A 20,417-nucleotide genomic window follows, 5' to 3' on the forward strand; every position below is an offset into this window, starting at 1 on the left:
GCAGGCCTGCGCGCTTCCACTCAAGCCGCCCACCCAGTCGGCTCTTCTTTCGCCTGAAAGACCCTCATGCCATGACTAGCAAGACCCGTCCAATGCCGCTTGACGCGGCGCACCACGACACCAACCAAGGGCGTCGCTTCATGAAGTTCGATCCGACCGTCAACACGGGGACCATTCTGCAAATCGCCACGATGGTGGTCGTCGGGGCGATCGCATTCGCCACGTTGCGCGGCGAGCTGATGACGCAGAAGGTCGAGATTGAGGCCAACCGGCTGACCGCCGAACGCGAGAACAGGCGGAACGAGGACTCCTTGAAGGAGTTGAAGGCCGACATGCGCGAGCTCCAGAAGTCGATGAACGACATCAAGGAGGGTGTCGCGATCCTGCGCGGGCGCGCCGCTGACGTGGGGTCGAAGCGATGACGCCGGTCGACAACTGGCCGCGTGTGCTGCGCAAGGCGTGGAGTGTGCGCCTTGCCATTCTCTCGGCCGGCCTGTCAGCCGTTGAGTTCGCGATGCCCTTCCTGGCGCCTGAGCGGCCCAGCGGCTGGTTTGCGGGCGCCGCGGTGCTGGTCTCGCTGGCCGCCGCTGGAGCACGCATCGTCGCGCAGCCCGGGAGCCTGCCGTGAGGCCGGCGCAGCGGCGCGCAGCCGCCACCATCGTGGTGGCCGGGGCCACACTGGTTGCCGGCAGCCCGTTTCTCATGGCGTTTCTGGGCAAGTGGGAGAGCGGCGGCGCAATGCCGGTGCTGACCGTCTACGCCGACAAGTTGGCCGGCGGCCTGCCCACGGTCTGCAATGGTCTGACGCGGCACGTGACCAGCACGCCGATCATCGTGGGCCAGCGCTGGACGGTCGAGCAGTGCGAGGCCGAGGAGCGCGCAGCGGTCACTCGGGTGCAGCAGCAGCTCGCGCCGTGCTTCAAGCTGCCGCCCAGCCAGACCGTTTTTGACATGGCCACCTCGCACGCGTGGAACCTCGGGGCGCGCAGCACCTGTGGCAGCGGCGCCATGCAGGCCTGGAACCGCGGCGAGTGGGCGCGTGGCTGCCAGCGGATCGCCCGCGGCGACGACGGCCGGCTCGTTTGGTCCTACGTGAGCCGGCCGGACGGCTCTAAGCAGTTCGTGCAGGGCCTGGCAAACCGCCGGGCGGATGAGGCCGCGCTGTGCGCGGGCGCCGCATGAGGCTCGCACTCAAGAAGACCGCCCGGCCGACGCTGTTCGGCCCGGTCTCGCACGCCATCGGCAAGCGCCTTGACCATGGCCCCTACAGCCACGTCGAGCTGATCCTGCCCAACGGTCTCAGCGCGAGCGCGGTGATGGGAGAGGGCGTCCGCATCAAGGCCATCGGCTACAGCGGCGGCGTCGAGGCCTGGGACTTCTACGAACTGCCGGGCTCGCTCGGCGCGCGGGCGCACCGTTGGTTCGCAGATCACGCCGGCGAGGGCTACGACTACGGCGCCATGGTGCGCTTCTGGTGGGGCGTGGTGGCAGAGGAGCGAGGCCGCTGGACCTGCTGCGAGGCCGTCGGCGCAGCCTTGGGGTGGAGTCGGCCCTGGCCGTACAGCCCGAGCGGCCTGCTGGCACGGGCGGTGGACCACTACGCCGCCAGGAAGGTGGCCGGCCCCTGGCCGGACGACATGGAACGCATGTCACCGTCGCTGCGGCACCTCATCGGGTCGGGCCAGGCAGCGCTCAGCGATTGGGGGCGGCTATGAACGCGGTCTTCTGGGCCATGCTGCCCATGTGGTGGCGCATCCCTCTCACCCTCGCGCAGCCGCCTGCCTGGTGCTGCGCCTGCGGCATGCCTGGTCACATCGCGGCGCATTGCCCGTACGAGCTCTGGAGGCGCAAGTGATCCCGGCGATCTACACCCATCTGGCCGCCGCCGGCGCCGCCCTGGCCATCGGTGTCGGCGGCGCTTGGTGGGCGCAAGACCAGCGCTACGGCCTGCAGATCGAGCAGCTGAAGCACCAAGCCACCAGCACCGAGCTGGCCGGCACCAGGCAGGCCGTCATCGACATGGCTGGCTTTCAGAAAGGATTGAACGATGCCCTCACCAACTTCCAAGCCGTCGGACAGCGCAACGCCGCTGCGCAACAGGATCTCTCGCGCAGCCTTGTTGAGCTGCGCGGCACTACTGCCGGCCTGCGCGGCGACTTTGCCAACCTGCCCGGTCGAATCGAGCGCGCTGCCCGCGGCCCCCTCGCGCAGTACGCCAGCACCTGCACAGCCCTACTCGAAGACCTGGCAGCTCGAGGTGAACGACTGGCGGAGCGCGGTGCAGACATCGCGGGAAAAGCTGATGGCCATTCCGCTGACACCGGACTGATGGAACAGGCTTGGCCGCGCAAGTGAGCGGCGCACCATCGCCGGCGGCCCTGCACATCACCCTGCAGGTCGACGCAAGGCTGCTCGGAGGCGACCTTCTCGAGCTCATCCGGGAAGCGGTGTCCGCCGGCAATGTCGTGGCCGCCGCGCCGCCGCCGGCGCTGCATCGGCCGCCCGAGCCGTCGGGCCCAGCGGCGGAGCGGACCGTCGGCCAGTGGCTTGTGGTCTACCGCGACATCCTGGCGCGCCGCCCGTACAAGCCGGCCACTCTGGTCAACCACACCTCGAACCTGAAGCACATTGAGCGACTGTGGGGCCAGATGCCCATCCGCTCGGTCAAGGCCCGCCACATCACGGCAGCAGCGCAGGATGCTTTCGGCGCTCGCGCCGCGCTGGCCCGGCGGGTCATCGACCACCTGAAGGACGTGATGCAGGAGGCGCTCATCAACGAGTGGATCGACGTGAACCCGGTGCTGGCCACGCGCCGCGTCCGGGTGAGGGTCACCCGCAAGCGCATGAGCTTGGAGACGTTCGACGCCATGGCCGAGGTGGCGATCGCGCACCGCCAGCCGTGGATTGCGCCCATGATCCTGTTGGGCCTGGTCACTGGCCAGCGCCGGGCCGACCTGGCCAAGATGCGCTTCGACGACGTGGTGGACGGCCATCTGCACGTCGAGCAGCAGAAGGAAGCGGGGAAGGGCTACGGCGCGCGTGTGGCGATCCCGCTGTCCTTGCGCCTGGACGTGCTGGGGCTGACGGTCGGCGAAGTCATCGAACTGTGCCGCGACTACGGCGCTCCAGGCCCCACGCTGCTGCGCAAGACCTCAGGTCGGCCGCTCGAGCTGTCCAGCCTGTCGGTGCGATTCCACGAGGTCATTCGCGCCGCGCTGGGCGACGACGCCTATGGGCCTCGCGAGTGGCCGTCGCTGCATGAACTGCGCTCGCTGTCGGAGCGCCTGTACCGCGCCCAGGGCATCGACACACAGACCCTGCTCGGCCACTCCTCCAAGGAGATGACCGACAAGTACAACGACGATCGCGGGCTGACGGCGAAGGAGTTCAAGCGCGTGAAGATCGCGGCGGAGCTCGAGGCAGAGACCGCGTGACGGCGCTGCGCGACTTTTGCGCGAGTCTTGCCAGCACTCCCGGGCAAACCGCAGCAGATCAAATTGGGTGGACGCCCGTAAGTCATTGATCTAACACGGATTCATTGCGCCAAATCTGGTTTGGGACCAGAGGGTCGTAGGTTCGAATCCTATCGCTCCGACCACATGAGACGGCCAAGGGCGTCCGGCAGACATGCCGGACGCCCTTTGTCATTGGGGAGCACGTGGGTGCGCCCTCAGCCCGGCTTGCGCGCTGTGTATTCGGAGAACACGCCGAGCTCGATGTGTCGCTGGACCAGCTCGAAGCCGGCCTCGCGCAGCGCGCGCTGGGCCTCGGCAAAGGCTGCGCTCAAGGACATCGACGGCGGCTGAGCCTCGGCTGTGAGTTGGGGAACAATGGTGCGATGGGTGCCGCCGACTTTCTTCTTTCCCCGACCGTCCAGCACATCCTGCAACTGGTGCTGGCCGAGCCCGCCAGGCAGTTCGCCGCCGCCGACTTCGCCAAGCTGTGCAAGCTGGACCTGCCGCAGGTCGAGGAGACCTTGACCCATCTGCTGGGCAACGGCGTGCTGGCACGCGGCGAGGCCCGGGAAGGGCAGCCCGAGACCGTCGCGGCCAACACCGCGTTCGTGTTCTATCCCGAGCTGCGCCGCATCGCGCTCAAGTCCTTCGCGGCCGCCGAACCCTTGCGCGCGATGCTGCAGTCCAAGTTCCGCGCCTCGGTGCAGCGGGCCTTCCTGCTCGGCGAGGATGCCGAGACCGGGGCCCTGAATTTGTTGCTGGTGTATGCCGAGGTCGCTCCAGAGCGCGAGGCCCTCGACCAGGCCTTGCGCAAGCTGCTCAAGTCTGGCGCGCTGCGCCAGCATGTGCAGGCCGACGTGGTGCCCGCGCGGCGCTTCGAAGCGCTCAGGCGCGGCGATGTGTTGCACGCCCGGCTGGCGGCGGACGGCTGCATCGACATCTCGCCCACGGCGCCGAAGAAGTCCAGGGCCGTGCCTGCACCATCCATGGGCTTCCTGCAGCGCGCGCGCCAGCGCCTGGGTGGCTTCGGGCCCTGAAAGCCGCCGACTGTAGGACCCGCGGCCCGCGCACAAGGGCTGGCCGCTGACAGCGCCGCGCAGGCGTCGGCCCTACCGTGCAGCCCATGCTGCTCGATACCCGCGCCACCATCACCGTCGAATGTCCCCATGCCTGCCCGGTCGTGGCCATGCTGCGTCCGCGCAGCGGCGCCGCGCAGTGGGTGGTGTCCGAGCACTACGGCATCGCGCCCTGGATCCGCCCGCGCGAGTACGAGGACGCCTTCGGCAACCTGTGCCAGCGCTTCACGGTGCCGCCGGGCCGCACCCTGCTTGACGTGCGCTCGCAGGTGGAGGTGGATGCGGAGCTTGCGGTGGCGCCCGACGCCGCACCCACACCGATCGACCTGCTGCCCGACGATGTGTTGGTCTACCTGCTGCAAAGCCGCTACTGTCCTTCCGACAAGCTCGAGGCGCGGGCGCGCGACATCGTCGCGGGCGTGGTGCCGGGCTATGCGCAGGTGGAGGCCATCCGCCACTGGATCCACGCCAACCACGCATACCGCTACGGCGTGAGCCAGGAGAGCACCGATGCGCTGGACACCATGCAGGCCAAGGCCGGCGTGTGCCGCGACTTCGCCCACGTCGGCGCTGCACTGTGCCGCAGCCTGCGCATCCCGGCCCGCATCGTCGTGGGCTACCTGTACCAATTGGATCCGATGGATCTGCATGCCTGGTTCGAGGCCTTCGTGGGCGGGCGCTGGTACAGCTTCGACGCCACCCAGACCGCGCCGCGCGGCGGTCGTGTGGTGATGGCCTATGGGCGCGACGCGGCCGACGTGGCCTTCCTGTCGAACTACGCCGACATGCAGGTGGTGGACATGCAGGTCAGCGTGGCGCTGGCCGGCGAGCAGCGCGTGCCCATGGCTTGATTTGCCCCCATCTGCGCAGCTTGCACACGCACGACCGCAAATGGGGTTACACTCGCCGGCCTGCCGTGTCTTGCTCTCCCCCACGGCAGCCATCGTCTGACATGCACGCGCCCTCTACCAGGGCACCTGCCACGCTCCATGACCGGGCCCCACCCGGTACCCCGCGGTCGTCGAACATCTCCGCGGCGAGCATCACCGCTCCGGCCCTTTGGCTGGATCTCCAACGCGTAGCGGCCAGCTTGGCCGAAACGCTGTTCATGTCCGATTTTTCAAGCACAACCCTCACGCTCGGCAGATACCTCATCTCGCCTTTGATCCGCAGCGCCGACTGCGGCGGCTACAGTGCCTCCGTCTCGATCAAGAGCGGCCGCGGCAGCGCCACCCACGACCGCGTGTTGCGCCTGGTCGGCCGTTTCTGCACGGCCGAAGGTGCCCAGTCCCACGCACTGGCCAAGGCCATCGAATACATTCGCCCACGCTTCGGTGCCGCGGGTGTTCTTTTTCCACATACCCAAGGAGCCGAATGAGCAAGGAAGAACTGATCGAGATGCGCGGCAAGGTGGACGAAGTCCTGCCTGACTCGCGTTTCCGCGTGACCCTGGAGAACGGCCACTCGCTGGTGGCCTACACCGGTGGCAAGATGCGCAAGCACCGCATCCGCATTCTCGCGGGCGACAACGTCTCGCTCGAACTTTCCCCTTACGACCTGACCAAGGGCCGGATCACCTTCCGGCATCTGGAACCCCGCGCTGGCGGCGCCCCGGCCCGCCCGCAATACCGACGCTAAATCTTCACCCTAGGAATCTCTCCATGAGCACCCGCATCTACGTTGGCAACCTTGCCTACAGCATCACCTCCGACTCCCTGCGCGAGAACTTCGCCGCGTACGGCGAAGTCAAGTCCGCCCAAGTCATGCAGGACCGCGACAGCGGCCGCTCCAAGGGCTTCGGCTTTGTCGAAATGGGCTCTGCCGCAGAAGCCCAGGCCGCCATTAACGGCCTGAACGGCGCCATGGCCGACGGCCGTGCGCTGACGGTCAACGAAGCCCGCCCCCGTGAAGAAGGCGGCGGTGGCCGCGGCTTCGGCGGCGGCGGCGGTGGCCGTGGCGGCTACGGCGGCGGTGGTGGTGGCGGCGGCTACGGCGGTGGCCGCAGCAACTACTGATCGCCAAGGCGCCTGCGCCTGTGCATCGACACAACCGCCTTCGGGCGGTTTTGTCGTTTCTGGAGCGCTTAGAACGTGTTCAAGGTCTTTTCGGGGTCGCGTCAGTGCCTTTGCGGGATGGGATGCAAGGCGCGGCGCGCAGCCAATAGCGGGGCTATAGGCAAGCGTCGCAACGCCGCAGACCGCCCGCAAAGGCACTGACCCTTCGGGTTGGGGCGAAATCGGGCGCCTTCTTTGCCTTGTCGCTTGCATGGGCACCAGCCCATGCGGCGCGCCAACGCTTCGAACGCATCCCGATTGCGCCTCAACGCGATCCCCGAAAAGACCTTGAACACGTTCTTCAGCTTGTCCCACGTGGCCGTGGGCAAGGCTGTGGACAAGGGCAGGGGATTCGTCGCAAAGCCAAGCCTGGCGCGGCCTGCGACAGGATGCCTGCGAAACAGGCAGCGGCTCGGTCGAACCCGATGTTGCCGGCCTTGATCTCCTCCTGCGGCTGCGGCCCGCGCTGCTTGCATAAGGTTCTAACGATTGGTTCGTTCCCTTCTCGCAGGGGCTTGCACACAATCCGCCCGTTCTTTGCGACGGCCCGTGTGGCCGCCGTCTCTTGCAGGAGTTGTTCCCATGGCCCATGCCCTGACCTTTTCGTCCGATCCGACCGCCATCCCCGCCGACTGGGCCAGCCGCGTGCTGGACGCGACCGCCCGCGCCTGGCAACTGGCGCCGCGCTCGACGCAGGCCCTGGCCCGTCGCGCCCCCCACGGCTATGTGCCGCGCCGGGCCCGCCTGCGTGCCGCTGCGCTGACCGCGGTGCAGCCGGCCTTGCCCAAGTTGCTGGCGCATTCGTGGTGAAAGCCATGGACATTCAGGCCATCAACCGTGTGCAGCTGCCGTTCCCGCCGGCTCTGGCCAGCGCGGTCACGCATTTCTACGGCGAGCTGCTGGGCCTCACGCTGATGCCGCAGCCGCCCGGGCCGGTGCTGCGCTTCGCCGCGCGCGGCCAGCGCGTGGACCTGGTCGCCACCGAGCAGGCCGCTACCGCGGCGCCCGGGCTCACGCCGCTGTCCTTCGAGGTGCAAGGCCTGCCGCAACTGCGCAAGCGCCTGCTCGATGCTGCCTTTCCGCTTGAAGAGAACCAGCCGCTGCCGGGGTATCTGCGCTTTTTCGTGCACGATCCGGCTGGCAACCGGCTCGAGTTCGTCGAGCCGGATGTGAACTGAACCACCCCCAAGGAGACCCATGTCCAAAGACTGGAAATTCGAGACCCTGTCCGTGCATGCCGGCTACTCGCCGGACCCGACCACGCGTGCCGTGGTGCCGCCGATCTACCAGACGGCCGCCTACGCCTTCGACAGCGCGCAGCACGGCGCCGACCTGTTCGACCTCAAGGTGCCGGGCAACATCTACACGCGCATCATGAACCCGACGCAGGACGTGCTGGAGCAGCGCGTGGCGGCGCTGGAAGGCGGCATCGCGGCGCTGGCCCTGGCTTCGGGCCAGGCCGCCGTGACCTACGCGATCCAGACCATCGCCGAGGCGGGCGACAACATCATCAGCAGCACCGCGCTGTATGGAGGCACCTACAACCTGTTCGCGCACACGCTGCCGCTGTCGGGCATCACCACGCGCTTCGCCGACCACCGCGACCCGGCCAGCTTCGAAAAGCTGTTCGACGAGAAAACCAAGGCCGTGTTCGTCGAGTCGCTGGGCAACCCTGCCGGCAACGTGACCGACATCGCCACCATCGCAGACATCGCGCACCGCCATGGCGTGCCGCTGATCGTGGACAACACCGTGCCTTCGCCCTACCTCAGCCGGCCGATCGAGCACGGCGCCGACATCGTCGTGCACTCGCTGACCAAGTACCTGGGCGGCCACGGCAACAGCATCGGCGGGGCCATCGTCGACTCAGGCAAGTTCCCCTGGGCCCAGCACAAGCAGCGCTTCAAGCGCCTGAACGAGCCCGACGTGAGCTACCACGGCGTGGTCTACACCGAGGCGCTGGGCCCGGCCGCCTACATCGGTCGCGCGCGCGTGGTGCCGCTGCGCAACACGGGCGCGGCGATCTCGCCGTTCAATGCCTTCCTGATCCTGCAGGGCATCGAGACGCTGGCGCTGCGCATGGACCGCATCACGAGCAACACGCTGGCGCTGGCGCAGCACCTGCAGGGGCATGCCAAGGTCAGCTGGGTCAACTACGCGGGCCTGCAAGACCACCCCGAGCATGGGCTGGCGAAGAAGTACCTGCGCGGCACGGGCTCGGGCATCCTGACCTTCGGCGTCAAGGGCCAGGGCGGCCGCGAGGCCGGCGCGCGCTTCCTCGATGCGCTGCAGCTGTTCACGCGGCTCGTCAACATCGGCGACGTGCGCTCGCTGGCCACGCACCCGGCCTCGACCACGCATCGGCAGCTGTCGCCCGAGGAACTGGCCAGGACCGGCGTGAGCGAAGAGACGGTGCGCCTGTCGGTCGGCATCGAGCACATCGACGACCTCAAGGCCGATCTGGAGCAGGCACTGGCAGCGGTCTGAACGCCGAGCGCGGCATGGGCCGCACGCGGTCCCCGTGAGGGGGCTGCGTGCGGCCCTTTTCTTTGGCCGCGCGCTTATGCGTTGGGGTTCTTTGAAAACCAGAAAACAGTCGTTTGTTCTGCGCGGCATGCCCCCTACATTCGTTTCACCCCATCCCGCAACGCCCCATTCCCCAGGAGTCCTTGATGTCGTCCGATCTCGCTGAAATCGTCTTGCCCGCCGCGTTGGAGCATGCCCGTGCGCAGGCTGCGGAGCAGGGGCTGTCCTATGCCGGCGGCGTGACGCCGCAGCAGGCCTGGCAGCTGCTGCAGGACGGCGCCGCGCAGCTGGTCGACGTGCGTTCGGCCGAGGAACTCAAGTTCGTCGGCCAGGTGCCCGGCAGCCAGCACGTGGCCTGGGCCACGGGCACGGCGCTCACGCGCAACCCGCGCTTCGTGCGCGAGCTCGAAGCCAAGCTGGCCAAGGCCGGCGGCAAGGAAGCGACGGTGCTGCTGCTGTGCCGCAGCGGCAAGCGCTCGGCGCTGGCGGCCGATGCCGCGGCCAAGGCCGGTTTCACCAATGTCTACAACGTGCTCGAAGGCTTCGAGGGCGAGATCGATGCCAAGGGCCAGCGCGGCCATGGCGACGGCTGGCGCTTCCACGGCCTGCCCTGGCAACAGGACTGAACGGCGGCCGAGCCCCACGATCCGCCAGCACCAACAAGGAAAAGATTTGGCCCAGTTCGAAGTCGCAGACATCGTGCGCGCGCTGCATGGCGTGCGCGACGAATGGCGCGCCGCGCAAAAGCGCTCGCGCGAACCCGGGGGCCGCGAGTTCCCTTCGCGCGACGCGCTGGCGCGCATCGTCGAGGGCTTGAAGGGCGTGCTGTTCCCGATGCGCCTGGGCCCGCCGGACCTGCGCGTGGAGAGCGAGGACTACTACGTCGCCCATGAGCTGGACACCGCGCTGCACGGCCTGCTGCAGCAGGCCCGGCTCGAGCTGAACTACGCGCACCGCCATGCGCCGCTGCCGGCCGAGCAGATCGACCAGCGTGCACACGAAGCCGTCAAGGCCTTCGCCGCCAGCCTGCCGGCGACGCGCCGCCTGCTCGACAGCGACGTGCTGGCCGCCTTCCATGGCGACCCGGCCGCCGGCAGCGTGGACGAGGTGCTGCTGTGCTACCCGGGCGTGCTGTCCATCATCCACCACCGGCTGGCCCACACGCTGTACGGCCTGGGCCTGCCGCTCTTGGCGCGCATCATCGCCGAGCTGGCCCATGCGCAGACCGGCATCGACCTGCATCCGGGCGCCAGCATCGGCGCGGGCTTCTTCATCGACCATGGCACCGGCGTCGTGATCGGCGAAACGGCCCTGATCGGCCAGCGCGTGCGCATCTACCAGGCCGTGACGCTGGGCGCCAAGCGCTTTCCGACCGACAGCGACGGCAAGCTCAGGAAGGGTCTGCCGCGCCATCCGCTGGTCGAGGACGACGTGGTCATCTACGCCGGCGCCACCATCCTGGGCCGCGTGACCATCGGCGCGGGCGCCGTGGTCGGCGGCAATGTCTGGATCACCGACGACGTGCCGCGCGGCGCCAGCGTGACCCAGGCCAGCCTGCAGAACGCGCCCTTGCCGCGCTGAGCCATGAGCAGCCTGGTCGAGCATTTCGGCATCGCCGTGCGCCAGCTGCGCGAGCAGCGCGGCTGGTCGCAGGAGCACCTGGCAGCGCTGTCGGACCTGAACCGCAGCTATGTGGGCGAGATCGAGCGCGGCCGCGTGATCGTGTCCATCGTCACCGTGCAGAAGCTGGCCGTGGCCTTGCAGCTCGAACCGGCTTCGCTGCTGGCGCGCGGCGAGCAGGTCGCTTCCGTGCGGCGTGCACACCACGACGCCTTGGCGGCTATAGGCGGTTGAGACCGCCCGAGGCAGGCCAGACACTGGCCACCGTCCTTTTTGTGTACACCCCTGGAGTTTGAATGACTGCAACCGTCGGCGGCACCACCGCCCTGGGCGATAGCGCCGCACGCCAACTTGCCAATGCCACCAAGACCGTTCCCCAGCTGGCGACGATCACGCCGCGCTGGCTCACGCACTTGCTGCAGTGGGTGCCGGTGGAGGCGGGCATCTACCGCCTGAACAAGGTCAAGAACCCCGAGGCGATCAAGGTCACCTGCACGGCCAAGGAATCCGAGAACCAGCTGCCGCGCACCTATGTCGACTACGAAGAACACCCGCGCGAGTACTTCCTGAACGCCGTCAGCACCGTGCTGGACGTGCACACGCGCATCTCCGACCTGTACAGCAGCCCGCACGACCAGATCAAGGAGCAGCTGCGCCTGACGATCGAGACGATCAAGGAGAACCAGGAGAGCGAGCTCATCAACAACCCGGACTACGGCCTCCTGGCCCAGGTCACGGACGAGCAGCGCATCTTCCCGCTCTCCGGCGCGCCCACGCCCGACGACCTGGACGAGCTGCTGACCCGGGTCTGGAAAGAGCCGGCCTTCTTCCTGGCGCACCCTTTGAGCATTGCCGCCTTCGGCCGCGAAGCCACGCGCCGCGGCACGCCGCCGCCCACCGTGAGCCTGTTCGGCTCGCAGTTCATCACCTGGCGCGGTGTGCCGCTGATCCCTTCGGACAAGGTGCCCGTGGCCGACGGCAAGAGCAAGATCATCCTGCTGCGCGTGGGCGACAAGCGCCAGGGCGTGGTCGGCCTGTTCCAGCCCGGTCTGCCGGGCGAGCAGGGCCCCGGCCTGTCGGTGCGCTTCATGGGCATCAACAACCACGCCATCGCCTCCTACCTGATCTCGCAGTACTGCTCGCTCGCCGTGCTGACGCCCGACGCGCTCGCGGTGCTGGACGACGTGGAGATCAACCGCTACCACGACTACTCGGTCCTGGACACCTACAAATGAGTCCCCCCCGTTTGGACGGACTCACTGCGTGTAGCCGTCCAATACCCCCCAGGGGGCGCACCCAGCGGCCTGGCAGAGCCAGTTCCGCGGGTGCACTTGCATGGCCTGCTCCGCGGCCACTTGAACCATCGATTGCGTCGGCCGCCGTATGCGATGCGTCCGACGCGCACCACCCGAGTTCGTCCAAATGACCATTGCTTCTCTGCCGTCCCAGGCTGTGGGGCCGGAGGCGCCGATCGATCCCGCGGTGCTCGCGCGCATGGCCAACGCCCTGTTCGCGGCCTTGCCAGGTACGCCCCCTTCATCCGTGCCTGCATTGGGTACGGGGGGCGTGCCGGCCGGCGTGCAGGCACCCGTGAACATCGCGCCGCCCGGTTCGCCGCTGGTCAGCCCGGCGGGCTTCGGCCCCTCGGTGCCTGGCACGCCGTTCCCGCAGGGCATCGCCCCCGGCGCCAACCTGCTGCCGGCCTCGCCGACGCCGCTGGCCTCGCTGGCGCACCGCGCGCCGGCACTGCTGCCGCACGCCCAGGCCGGCAACGGCCTGCCCGACACCGTGGTCACCGCCTTGCCGGCCTATGAGCCGCGCTTCGGCGGTGCTGCGTTCGGCGTGCCCGAGGCCTCCGGCGCCACGGCCCAGCAGGCCGCCACGCACCCGGCCACGGGGGCCGTGCCGTACTACTTCCTCGACACCTCGCATGGCCATCCTGCGGCCGGCGGTGCCGACCCCGGCCGCGCTGCCGATCCGCTGGACGCGCTGGCCGGCCTGCCGTTCACGGGCCATGCCGCGCCACCGCAGGCCGCCGGCATTCCCGCAGGTAGCGGCGTGCCGCAGGCCACGCCCTCGGCCGAGCCGAAGTTCTACTTCGTCGACGCGGTGGTGCTGCCCAGCGGCTATGTGACACCCGCGAAGCCTGCGCCCCATGGCACGGCGCCGCTGGCCGACCAGGGCCGCCACCCGGCCTTCGACGTGAACGCCGTGCGGCGCGACTTTCCGATCCTGGCCGAGCGCGTCAACGGCCGCCAGCTGGTCTGGTTCGACAACGCCGCCACCACGCACAAGCCGCGTTCGGTGATCGACCGCATCAGCGACTTCTACGAGCACGAGAACTCCAACATCCACCGCGCCGCGCACGCGCTCGCGGCCCGCGCCACGGACGCCTACGAAGGCGCCCGCCAGCGGGTCAAGAACTTCATCAACGCGCCGGACGTGAACGAGGTCATCTTCGTGCGCGGCACCACCGAGGCCATCAACCTGGTGGCCAAGAGCTGGGGCGGCCAGCATGTGGGCGAGGGCGACGAGATCATCGTCTCCAACCTGGAGCACCACGCCAACATCGTGCCCTGGCAGCAGCTGGCCGCCGCCAAGGGCGCCAGGTTGCGCGTGATCCCGGTCGACGACTCGGGCCAGGTGCTGCTGGACGAGTACAGGAAGCTGCTCAACGACCGCACCAAGATCGTGGCCGTGACCCAGGTCTCCAACGCGCTGGGCACCGTGGTGCCGGTCAAGGAGATCGTGGAACTGGCGCACCGCGCCGGCGCCAAGGCGCTGGTCGACGGCGCGCAGTCGGTCTCGCACATGCGCGTGGACGTGCAGGACATCGGCGCCGACTTCTTCGTGTTCTCGGGCCACAAGGTGTTCGGTCCCACCGGCATCGGCGTGGTCTGGGGCAAGCGCGAGGTGCTCGAGGACATGCCGCCCTGGCAGGGCGGCGGCAACATGATTGCCGACGTGACCTTCGAGAAGACGGTGTTCCAGCCGCTGCCCAACACCTTCGAGGCCGGCACCGGCAACATCGCCGACGCGGTGGGCCTGGGCGCTGCCATCGACTACGTGAACCGGGTCGGCATCGAGAACATCGCGCGCTACGAGCACGAGCTGCTGGTCTACGGCATGGCGCAGCTGCGCGAGATCCCGGGTGTGCGGCTGATCGGCACGGCCGCGGACAAGGCCAGCGTGATGTCCTTCGTGCTCAAGGGCTACAGCACCGAGGAGGTCGGCAAGGCGCTCAACGAGGAGGGCATCGCCGTGCGCACGGGCCACCACTGCGCCCAGCCCATCCTGCGCCGCTTCGGCGTGGAGACCACGGTGCGGCCCTCGCTGGCGTTCTACAACACCTTCGGCGAGATTGACCAGCTCGCCACCGTGGTGCGCCGGCTGGCGTCGCAGCGCCGGGCCGGCTGATCGGCCGGGCGCCTGGCGGCGCCCGGTTCATGTGCCTCAGCCGCGGCGGCGGCGGGCCGTGCCCGCCAGGCCGGCGATGCCGGCCAGCAGCAGCGCCGAGGTGCCCGGCTCGGGCACCTCGGCGACGCTGCCGATGCGCAAGTCGGAGATGTCCAGCGTGGAGACCAGGTCGGTGGAATTCACGTCCAGGATGCCGAAGGCCAGCGAATGCTCGCCGGCGCCGAAGGTGTAGCTGAACTGCCCGTTGACGGCCGTGAGCGCCACGTCGGCCAGGGACTCGAACAGCGTGCCGTCGATCACGACGAAGGCGCGATCCAGGTAGTCCGCATCGAACAAGGCGGTGCTCAGCGTCCAGGCAAAGCTGATGGTCGTGCTGGTCGGCGCGCTGAAGCCGAACTGCAGGCCCGAGCCTTCGATGGTGTCCGCCGGCAGCAGCCCGGGCGCCATGCCCAGGGCCGGTTCCAGTTCATAGAACAGCAGGGCGCTGGCGGTGCCCGCCGGCTGCTCGCCGGAATCGACGGCAGCCGTGGTGATGCGGGCCGAGGTGGCCGAGCCGACGCTGACGTCGCCGGCCGACGTCCATTGCGCCAGGTTGGCGGAGACGGGGGCGGCGGCTGCGCTGCCGGCCCACAGGCTGGCGAGCAGGGCGGCGAGGAGGAGATGCTTGTGCATGGTGGTGTTCCGGGTCGGGTTCATTGCACGCCGAGGTCGCGGCTGGGCGAGAGGCTGGCCGGGTTGACGTTGCGCAGCGTGGCCAGCGTGCGGGCGCCGACCGGGCCGGCGCTGCCGTCGACATCGATCTGCAGCAGCGTGTCGGCGCCGGAGGCCAACAGCCTGACCTCGCCGAAGCCGTAGGCATTGCTGCCGGCGCCGATGGAGGCCAGCAGTGCGCCCAGGTCGATGCGGTCCTTGCCCGGCACGAAGTCGGTGATGACATCGCCGAGGTCGCGCATCGACTGGTACACGAACACGTTGCGGCCGCCACCGCCGGTCAGCGCGTCGGGGCCAGCGCCGCCGATGATCACGTCGTCGCCCGCGCTGCCGACGATCACGTCGCGGCCGGTCGTGCCGGTGAAGGTCTTGGCGTAGTTCAGGCCGATGACCACCGGATCGTGGTCCGAGGAGCGGTACGGCGAGACCTGGTAGGGGTCGGCGGGGCAGACGGCGCCGTTGCAGGTCTGCGGTGCCTTGAACTCCAGGTTGTAGTCGGCCAGCGCCGTCTCGTCGGCATTGATGTGCCAGTGCACGGCGCGGTTCACGCGGGCCGACAGCGTGCCGCTGGCCAGCGCGTGGTCGAGCCGGCCGGCGGCACCGTCGAACACGTACGAGTAGCCCGAGGCGTTGAAGCGGCCGATCTGGTCGACGAAGCCGTTGCTGGTCAGCTGGAAGATCGGGTCTTCCTGGGCGTAGGCGTTGAAGTCGCCGACCAGCAGCGCGTCGTTGCTGCCCGCTGCCACCTGGCGCTGCGCCACGAACATGGCCAGGCGCTGGGCCTGCTGCACGCGCTGCGCGTTCCAGCAGCCCTGGCCGTCGCCGCTGTCGGTGTTGCCGGCGGCGTCGGCATCGCCCGCGGCCGGGCAGCTGCCCTTGGACTTCAGGTGGTTGACGAACAGCGTGAAGCGCTCGCCGCCGGCCAGGCTGAAGGTCTGGGCCAGCGTCGGCCGGTTGTTGACCGGGTCGGCATCGCTGACGGCCGGGCCGACCACCGTCAGCTTGGCGGGCTTGTAGATCACCGCGACGCGGATGGCGTCGGTGCCCGTGCCTTCGGCCGGCACGGTGGTGGTGCGGTAGGTGTTGGCGCCCATGCGGGCGTTCAGCGCGTCCACCAGGTTCTGCGTGGCGACGTTGCCGTTGTTCTGGATCTCCATGAGGCCCAGCGCGTCGGCGTCGATGGCGGCCATGGCCTCGACGATCTTGGCGCGCTGGCGCTGGAACTCCTCCAGGTTGCTGGCACCGCGGCAGTTGCCCGCGCTGACCGCGCTGCCCAGCGTGCAGCCCTGGCCGGTCTGGCCGCTGGCGGTGGCGCCGTTGGTGAACGTGGTGAAGTAGTTCAGCACGTTGAAGCTGGCGACCTTGACGTTGCCGCCCACATCCTGCGGCGCGGCCGTGCGCGGGTTGGCGATGGAGAAGCTCGGCGCGAGGGTCGGATGGATCTTGTAGTCGCCAAAGCCCGTGTTGCTGTTGGTCGCCAGGCCGTAGTCGATCACGCCGGTGATGGACCCGGTCAGGTCGCCTGCGCGCGGCAGCGCGTCGGCACCGAGGTAGGGCGTGGGGTTCGGGTTCTGCAGGCTGCTGCCGTCGTCCAGGATGATGCGCCGGCGCGCGTTCTCGTCGGCCAGCGCGTTGGCCTGGGGCCCCGGGCGGAAGCGGTTGGTCGGCGTCTCGATGCGGCCGCCCACGGCCAGCGTCAACTGGCCGTAGCGGCCCTGGAAGAAGTTCTGCTGGATGGTGAACGGCCCGTTCAGGGTCACCAGCATGCCCTCGTAGCGCTCCAGCTCGCCGTCGACGGCTTCGGGCAGGTTCACGACGGTCGGCGCGATGGCAAAGCCGCTGTTGAGGAAGGCCACGGCGCTCACGCCGCCCAGCTGCGTCACGGTGCGGGCCAGCGTGTCGGCGTTGCTGGCGGCGCCGGTGTTGAACTCGGCCACGGTGGCCGTCACCTCGACCAGGTTGCCGACCGCGACCGCCGGGAAGACGGCCTGGCCCGTGAAGACGAAGATGCCGTCCGAGGTCAGCGGGTTGTTGTCGCCCGTCTGGTCCTGCAGGAAGAAGCCGTTGTTCAGGAGCTTGGTGACGACACCGCGCGTGCGCACGGACCGGCCCACCATGGCGCTCTTCGCGCCGCTGCCCTGGATCTCGTAGATGGCTGCGGCCACCGGCTGCGCCGGGCCGGTGTCGCCGCTGCACAGAGCGGCGGCGGCGGTGCTGTTGCGCGGCGCGGGGGCGGCGACGGTGAAGTCGCTGGCGTTGTTGCCGGTGTCGGTGCAGCCGGCGGCGTTGCGCAGGGCCGCGGTGGTGTTGGACAGCGCGGGGGTCGGGCTGCCTTCGGTCGGCGTCGCGCTGCCGAAGCTCATGATGTCCACGAGTGCGCCACCCACCGGTGTGGTGCCGGACAGCGCGCTGGCGTTGCTGGCCAGCGCGACCTTGCCGTTGCTGCCCGACATCGCGATCGTGCCGCTCAGGTCGCCGGCCACGTCGACCGTGCCGCCGTTGCCTTCGGCCTGGCGCACGAGCAGGTAGCGGCCGGGCTGCAGCACCGTGCCGACCGGAATCGGCGTGAGCTGCCAGGAGGCGCCGCCGGCCGAGGCGTACTGCACCGACCAGCCGCCGATGTCGACGGCCGCGCTGCCGTTGTTGAAGATCTCGATGAAGTCGTTCTTCAGCGTCGCGCCGGAGTTGCCGCCGCCGCCGTAGACCTGGCTGATCACCACCGCCTGGGCCGGTGCGGCCAGGGCCACCAGGCCGAGTGCGAGAGCGGGGGAGAGCGCGGCCGGCAGCCGGCGCAGGGTCGAACCTTTGGGCATGTGCATGTGTTCCCGTGGTACCGCATGGGGGGCTGGCCGCAGGCGGCCAGGCTGGCGGCATGCTAGGAAGGCTGCGTGAAGCGCGGATGACATGCGCCGCGCAAGGGTGAACGCGCAGCGCGGCCCGCCGCGGGTGTCAGCGGGCGCAGGCCGCCTTGATCACCTTGTCCAGCGGGTTGGGGTCGAACAGCCTGAACTCCATGGGGCGCACCTGGTCGGGCGGATAGCGGAGCTCCTGCACCGGCGTGCGCCACAAGGGCTCGGCGTAGAACTGGCTGCGCAGGAAGCGCGCGGTCGACTGCGCGCAGTCGAAGCCCACCTCGCCACGGAACGAACGGAACTGCACACCGTCGCGGCTGGTGCGCACGATGCTGCGGCTCACACGGATCTCCATCACCACGGACCGGCCTTGCCGCGAGACCGCGATGGGGTTCATCTCGATGGTGTCCGCGTTCGGGTCGTTGCGGTCGCCGACGATGGTGAACCAGGGCACGTCCGCCCAGGCCGATGCGGCCAGGCAGGCGAGCAGCAGCAGGGCCCGCTTCATGGGGCCTCCCCGTGGCGCGTGGGGCGCGTGGGGCACGCGGCCGGCTGTGGCGCAAGCCAGCGGTCCAGCAGTGCGAGCAAGGCGTCGGGCGCCACCGGCTTCGTCAGGTGGGCATCGAAGCCGGCCGCCGCCGTCTTCTCGCGGTCGCGTTGGGTGCCCCAGCCGGTCAGCGCCACGATGCGCGCGGCGCTCAGGCCCAGGTCGCGGCGCAGCCGCGCCGCCACCTCGTAGCCGTCCATGCCGGGCAGGCCCAGGTCGAGCAGCACGATGTCTGGCGGCCACTGCGCGGCAGACTGCAGTGCGCGGTCGCCGTCCGGCGCGCCGCGGACCTCGTGGCCCTCCGCCTCGATCAGTTCCACCAGTGCCGCCAATCCGTCGACGTTGTCCTCGACGACCAGGATGCGCCCCCGTGCCTGCGCCGTGGCCCGCGGCGCAGGCGCCTGCGCCGCGGACGGCGGCGGTGCGGCCAGCGGCAGTTCGACCCAGAAGGTGCTGCCCTGGTGCAGTCCGTCGCTGCGCACGCCGACGGCGCCGCCGTGCATGTCCACCAGGTGCTTGACGAGGGACAGCCCGATGCCGAGCCCGCCGTGGGCCTTGGTGCCGGTGTGCGGGAGCTGGGTGAACATCTCGAACACGCGGCCATGGTCCGCCGGATCGATGCCCAGGCCGTTGTCCTGCAGCTCGATGCGCACCGCCTGGCCTGCCGTCCAGACCGACAGGTGGATCCGGCCCTGGTCCGGCGTGTACTTGGCGGCGTTCGTCAACAGGTTGGTCACGGCCTGGACCACGCGCGCCGGGTCCACATCGACCCAGGCCGGTGCGTCCTGGATCTCCACGCTGAGCCGGTGCCCGGCGCGCTCGATGGCCGGCGCGACGGCTTCCAGGGCCTGGGACACCAGCGGCCCGAGCGCGACGACCTCGCGCTTCAGTTCGACCAGGCCGCGGTTGATGCGCGAGACATCCAGCAGGTCGTCGACCAGTCGGACCAGGTGCCTGGCCTGCCGCTCGATGACGGCGCGCGAGCGCGCCTGGTCCTCGGCGGCGGGGTTGCGCTGGAGCAGGGCCAGCGAGAACAGCATCGGCGCGATGGGATTGCGCAGCTCGTGCGCCAGCGTGGCCAGGAACTCGTCCTTGCGCCGGTCCTGGTCGCGCAGGGCTTCGGCGTCGCGCACCCGCTCGATGTGGGCCCAGCAGCGGTCGACCACGTCCGTGATGATGCGCAGCTCGTCCTCGGTCCAGCGCCGCGGATGCGCCTGGTGCACCGCCATCATGGCCACCAGCTGTCCGGCCTTGACCAGCCCGGCGCAGACGATGGCCTTGATGCCGATGGCGTTGAACATGCGGCCGCCGCCGTCTTCGCCCAGCTCGGCATCCACGTCGTGCACGACCAGGTGGCTGCCATTGCGCAGCTTGGCCGTCGCCCGCGGCCCGAACAGGTCCAGCGTGTAGACGCCGGCACTGGAGGGCACACCCGGCCGCGACCAGTCGCTGCGGATCGTGAAGCGGTTGCCGTCGGGCTCCACGTCGGCGTAGGCGCAGCGCGTCGCGCCCAGGTGCTCGCCGAGCGAGCGGGTGGTGACCTGCATGACCTCGCCCGGATCGGTCAATGTCCGGGTGGCGCGCTCGATGCGGTCCAGCAGGTGCAGCCGCTGCTGCGCCTGGTGCTGCAGCGCCTCGGCCTCCTTGCGCCGTGTGATGTCGATGGCCGTGCCGATGGCGCGCCTGCACACGCCGGCCTCGTCGAACAGGCCACGGCCCTTGGCGGCCACCCAGCGCACCTGCCCGTCCTCCTTGCCGACGGTGCGGTACTCCACGTCGTAGACCGCGCGCAGGGCCGGATCCTGGGCATCGGCGAAGGCCTGCAGCACCGCGGGCCGGTCGTCGGGGTGCAGGCCGGCGGCGAAGTCGTCCAGGACCGCCGGCGCGTGCGCGGAGATGCCGAACATGGCCTTGACCCGGGCTGGCCAGTACAAGGTGCCGGTGACCACGTCCACGTCCCACAGGCCGACTTCGGCCGCCTCGACGGCCAGCCGCAACTGTTCTTCGCTGTCCTGGAGCGACATCGCGCCCGGTGGAACACGGTGGCTTGCTGCATTCATGAACGATGGCGCCTCTGGGGGCGTGTCTGTCGGCCCGCGCTGGTCGGCCGGTGCGGCATGGTAGCGGGGTGGCGGGCCGCCGCAGCGGATGCCGCCAGG

24 protein-coding genes are annotated in these 20,417 nt (G+C 69.5%); 19 read left to right on the forward strand and 5 right to left on the reverse strand.

The genetic code is table 11. The features are described from left to right. The first annotated feature begins 71 nt into the window (after positions 1-71). From ACSQ4M_RS21900 to ACSQ4M_RS21925, 6 genes are all read left to right on the forward strand, one after another. A complete protein-coding gene (locus tag ACSQ4M_RS21900) occupies positions 72-422 on the forward strand; it encodes a hypothetical protein (protein ID WP_436191530.1) in 351 nt (116 codons plus the stop codon). Beyond that, positions 419-628 (forward strand): hypothetical protein, encoded by a 210-nt coding sequence (locus ACSQ4M_RS21905; protein ID WP_436191531.1) that lies wholly within the window; start codon positions 419-421, stop codon positions 626-628. Before ACSQ4M_RS21900 ends, ACSQ4M_RS21905 begins: the two co-directional genes overlap by 4 nt. After that, complete coding sequence (locus tag ACSQ4M_RS21910) at positions 625-1,182, forward strand: lysozyme (RefSeq protein WP_436191532.1); 558 nt, start codon at positions 625-627, stop codon at positions 1,180-1,182. The genes ACSQ4M_RS21905 and ACSQ4M_RS21910 overlap by 4 nt, the downstream gene beginning before the upstream one ends. Further along, positions 1,179-1,715 carry a hypothetical protein gene (locus ACSQ4M_RS21915; RefSeq protein WP_436191533.1) on the forward strand — a complete coding sequence of 179 codons (537 nt, stop codon included), beginning with the start codon at positions 1,179-1,181 and terminating at the stop codon, positions 1,713-1,715. The genes ACSQ4M_RS21910 and ACSQ4M_RS21915 overlap by 4 nt, the downstream gene beginning before the upstream one ends. 136 nt (positions 1,716-1,851) lie before the next feature. Beyond that, positions 1,852-2,355: a hypothetical protein gene (locus ACSQ4M_RS21920; protein ID WP_436191534.1), complete on the forward strand. Its 504-nt coding sequence runs from the start codon at positions 1,852-1,854 to the stop codon at positions 2,353-2,355. Beyond that, positions 2,340-3,434, forward strand: coding sequence for a tyrosine-type recombinase/integrase (locus ACSQ4M_RS21925; RefSeq protein ID WP_436191535.1), 1,095 nt, complete (start codon positions 2,340-2,342; stop codon positions 3,432-3,434). Before ACSQ4M_RS21920 ends, ACSQ4M_RS21925 begins: the two co-directional genes overlap by 16 nt. A 236-nt stretch (positions 3,435-3,670) precedes the next feature. Here the strand turns inward: ACSQ4M_RS21925 and ACSQ4M_RS21930 are convergent, their stop codons facing one another. Then, a complete protein-coding gene (locus ACSQ4M_RS21930) occupies positions 3,671-3,793 on the reverse strand; it encodes a hypothetical protein (RefSeq protein ID WP_436191536.1) in 123 nt (40 codons plus the stop codon). Positions 3,794-3,838: 45 nt separating this feature from the next. Between ACSQ4M_RS21930 and ACSQ4M_RS21935 the strand changes: the two genes are divergently transcribed. The 13 genes from ACSQ4M_RS21935 to ACSQ4M_RS21995 all read left to right on the forward strand — a co-directional run bounded on the left by ACSQ4M_RS21935 (position 3,839) and on the right by ACSQ4M_RS21995 (position 14,148). Next, positions 3,839-4,492, forward strand: a complete 654-nt coding sequence (locus ACSQ4M_RS21935; RefSeq protein ID WP_436191537.1) for a hypothetical protein — start codon at positions 3,839-3,841, stop codon at positions 4,490-4,492. A gap of 86 nt (positions 4,493-4,578) precedes the next feature. Next, positions 4,579-5,382: a transglutaminase family protein gene (locus ACSQ4M_RS21940; protein ID WP_436191538.1), complete on the forward strand. Its 804-nt coding sequence runs from the start codon at positions 4,579-4,581 to the stop codon at positions 5,380-5,382. Positions 5,383-5,621: 239 nt separating this feature from the next. Then, positions 5,622-5,909: a hypothetical protein gene (locus tag ACSQ4M_RS21945; protein ID WP_436191539.1), complete on the forward strand. Its 288-nt coding sequence runs from the start codon at positions 5,622-5,624 to the stop codon at positions 5,907-5,909. Beyond that, entirely contained in the window at positions 5,906-6,169 is a 264-nt protein-coding gene (infA, locus tag ACSQ4M_RS21950) for a translation initiation factor IF-1 (RefSeq protein ID WP_056666238.1), read from the forward strand. Before ACSQ4M_RS21945 ends, infA begins: the two co-directional genes overlap by 4 nt. 23 nt (positions 6,170-6,192) lie before the next feature. Then, positions 6,193-6,546, forward strand: a complete 354-nt coding sequence (locus ACSQ4M_RS21955) for an RNA recognition motif domain-containing protein (RefSeq protein WP_436191540.1) — start codon at positions 6,193-6,195, stop codon at positions 6,544-6,546. A 621-nt stretch (positions 6,547-7,167) separates the two neighbouring features. Beyond that, positions 7,168-7,395, forward strand: coding sequence for a hypothetical protein (locus tag ACSQ4M_RS21960; protein ID WP_436191541.1), 228 nt, complete (start codon positions 7,168-7,170; stop codon positions 7,393-7,395). Positions 7,396-7,400: 5 nt separating this feature from the next. Continuing rightward, a complete protein-coding gene (locus ACSQ4M_RS21965; RefSeq protein WP_436191542.1) occupies positions 7,401-7,763 on the forward strand; it encodes a VOC family protein in 363 nt (120 codons plus the stop codon). A gap of 19 nt (positions 7,764-7,782) precedes the next feature. Beyond that, positions 7,783-9,072 carry an O-acetylhomoserine aminocarboxypropyltransferase/cysteine synthase family protein gene (locus ACSQ4M_RS21970; RefSeq protein WP_436191543.1) on the forward strand — a complete coding sequence of 430 codons (1,290 nt, stop codon included), beginning with the start codon at positions 7,783-7,785 and terminating at the stop codon, positions 9,070-9,072. Positions 9,073-9,257: 185 nt separating this feature from the next. Continuing rightward, positions 9,258-9,737 carry a rhodanese-like domain-containing protein gene (locus tag ACSQ4M_RS21975; RefSeq protein ID WP_436191544.1) on the forward strand — a complete coding sequence of 160 codons (480 nt, stop codon included), beginning with the start codon at positions 9,258-9,260 and terminating at the stop codon, positions 9,735-9,737. Positions 9,738-9,783: 46 nt separating this feature from the next. Then, a complete protein-coding gene (epsC, locus tag ACSQ4M_RS21980) occupies positions 9,784-10,692 on the forward strand; it encodes a serine O-acetyltransferase EpsC (protein WP_436191545.1) in 909 nt (302 codons plus the stop codon). Between the two features lie 3 nt (positions 10,693-10,695). After that, positions 10,696-10,965 (forward strand): helix-turn-helix domain-containing protein, encoded by a 270-nt coding sequence (locus tag ACSQ4M_RS21985; protein ID WP_436191546.1) that lies wholly within the window; start codon positions 10,696-10,698, stop codon positions 10,963-10,965. Between the two features lie 62 nt (positions 10,966-11,027). Continuing rightward, the gene (locus tag ACSQ4M_RS21990) at positions 11,028-11,966 is read left to right on the forward strand and encodes a family 2A encapsulin nanocompartment shell protein (RefSeq protein ID WP_436191547.1); all 939 of its coding nucleotides are present in this window, start codon (positions 11,028-11,030) and stop codon (positions 11,964-11,966) included. A gap of 187 nt (positions 11,967-12,153) precedes the next feature. Then, positions 12,154-14,148, forward strand: coding sequence for a family 2A encapsulin nanocompartment cargo protein cysteine desulfurase (locus ACSQ4M_RS21995; protein WP_436191548.1), 1,995 nt, complete (start codon positions 12,154-12,156; stop codon positions 14,146-14,148). A gap of 36 nt (positions 14,149-14,184) precedes the next feature. Here the strand turns inward: ACSQ4M_RS21995 and ACSQ4M_RS22000 are convergent, their stop codons facing one another. The 4 genes from ACSQ4M_RS22000 to ACSQ4M_RS22015 all read right to left on the reverse strand — a co-directional run bounded on the left by ACSQ4M_RS22000 (position 14,185) and on the right by ACSQ4M_RS22015 (position 20,318). Continuing rightward, positions 14,185-14,820, reverse strand: coding sequence for a PEP-CTERM sorting domain-containing protein (locus ACSQ4M_RS22000; RefSeq protein WP_436191549.1), 636 nt, complete (start codon positions 14,818-14,820; stop codon positions 14,185-14,187). Positions 14,821-14,840: 20 nt separating this feature from the next. Then, entirely contained in the window at positions 14,841-17,672 is a 2,832-nt protein-coding gene (locus ACSQ4M_RS22005; protein ID WP_436191550.1) for an ExeM/NucH family extracellular endonuclease, read from the reverse strand. Positions 17,673-17,808: 136 nt separating this feature from the next. Further along, complete coding sequence (locus ACSQ4M_RS22010) at positions 17,809-18,219, reverse strand: surface-adhesin E family protein (protein WP_436191551.1); 411 nt, start codon at positions 18,217-18,219, stop codon at positions 17,809-17,811. After that, positions 18,216-20,318, reverse strand: coding sequence for an ATP-binding protein (locus ACSQ4M_RS22015; protein ID WP_436191552.1), 2,103 nt, complete (start codon positions 20,316-20,318; stop codon positions 18,216-18,218). The genes ACSQ4M_RS22010 and ACSQ4M_RS22015 overlap by 4 nt, the downstream gene beginning before the upstream one ends. Positions 20,319-20,417 lie beyond the last annotated feature (99 nt).

Origin of the sequence: Pseudorhodoferax sp. LjRoot39, from assembly GCF_964253035.1 — a bacterium.
GTDB lineage: Bacteria > Pseudomonadota > Gammaproteobacteria > Burkholderiales > Burkholderiaceae_C > Pseudorhodoferax.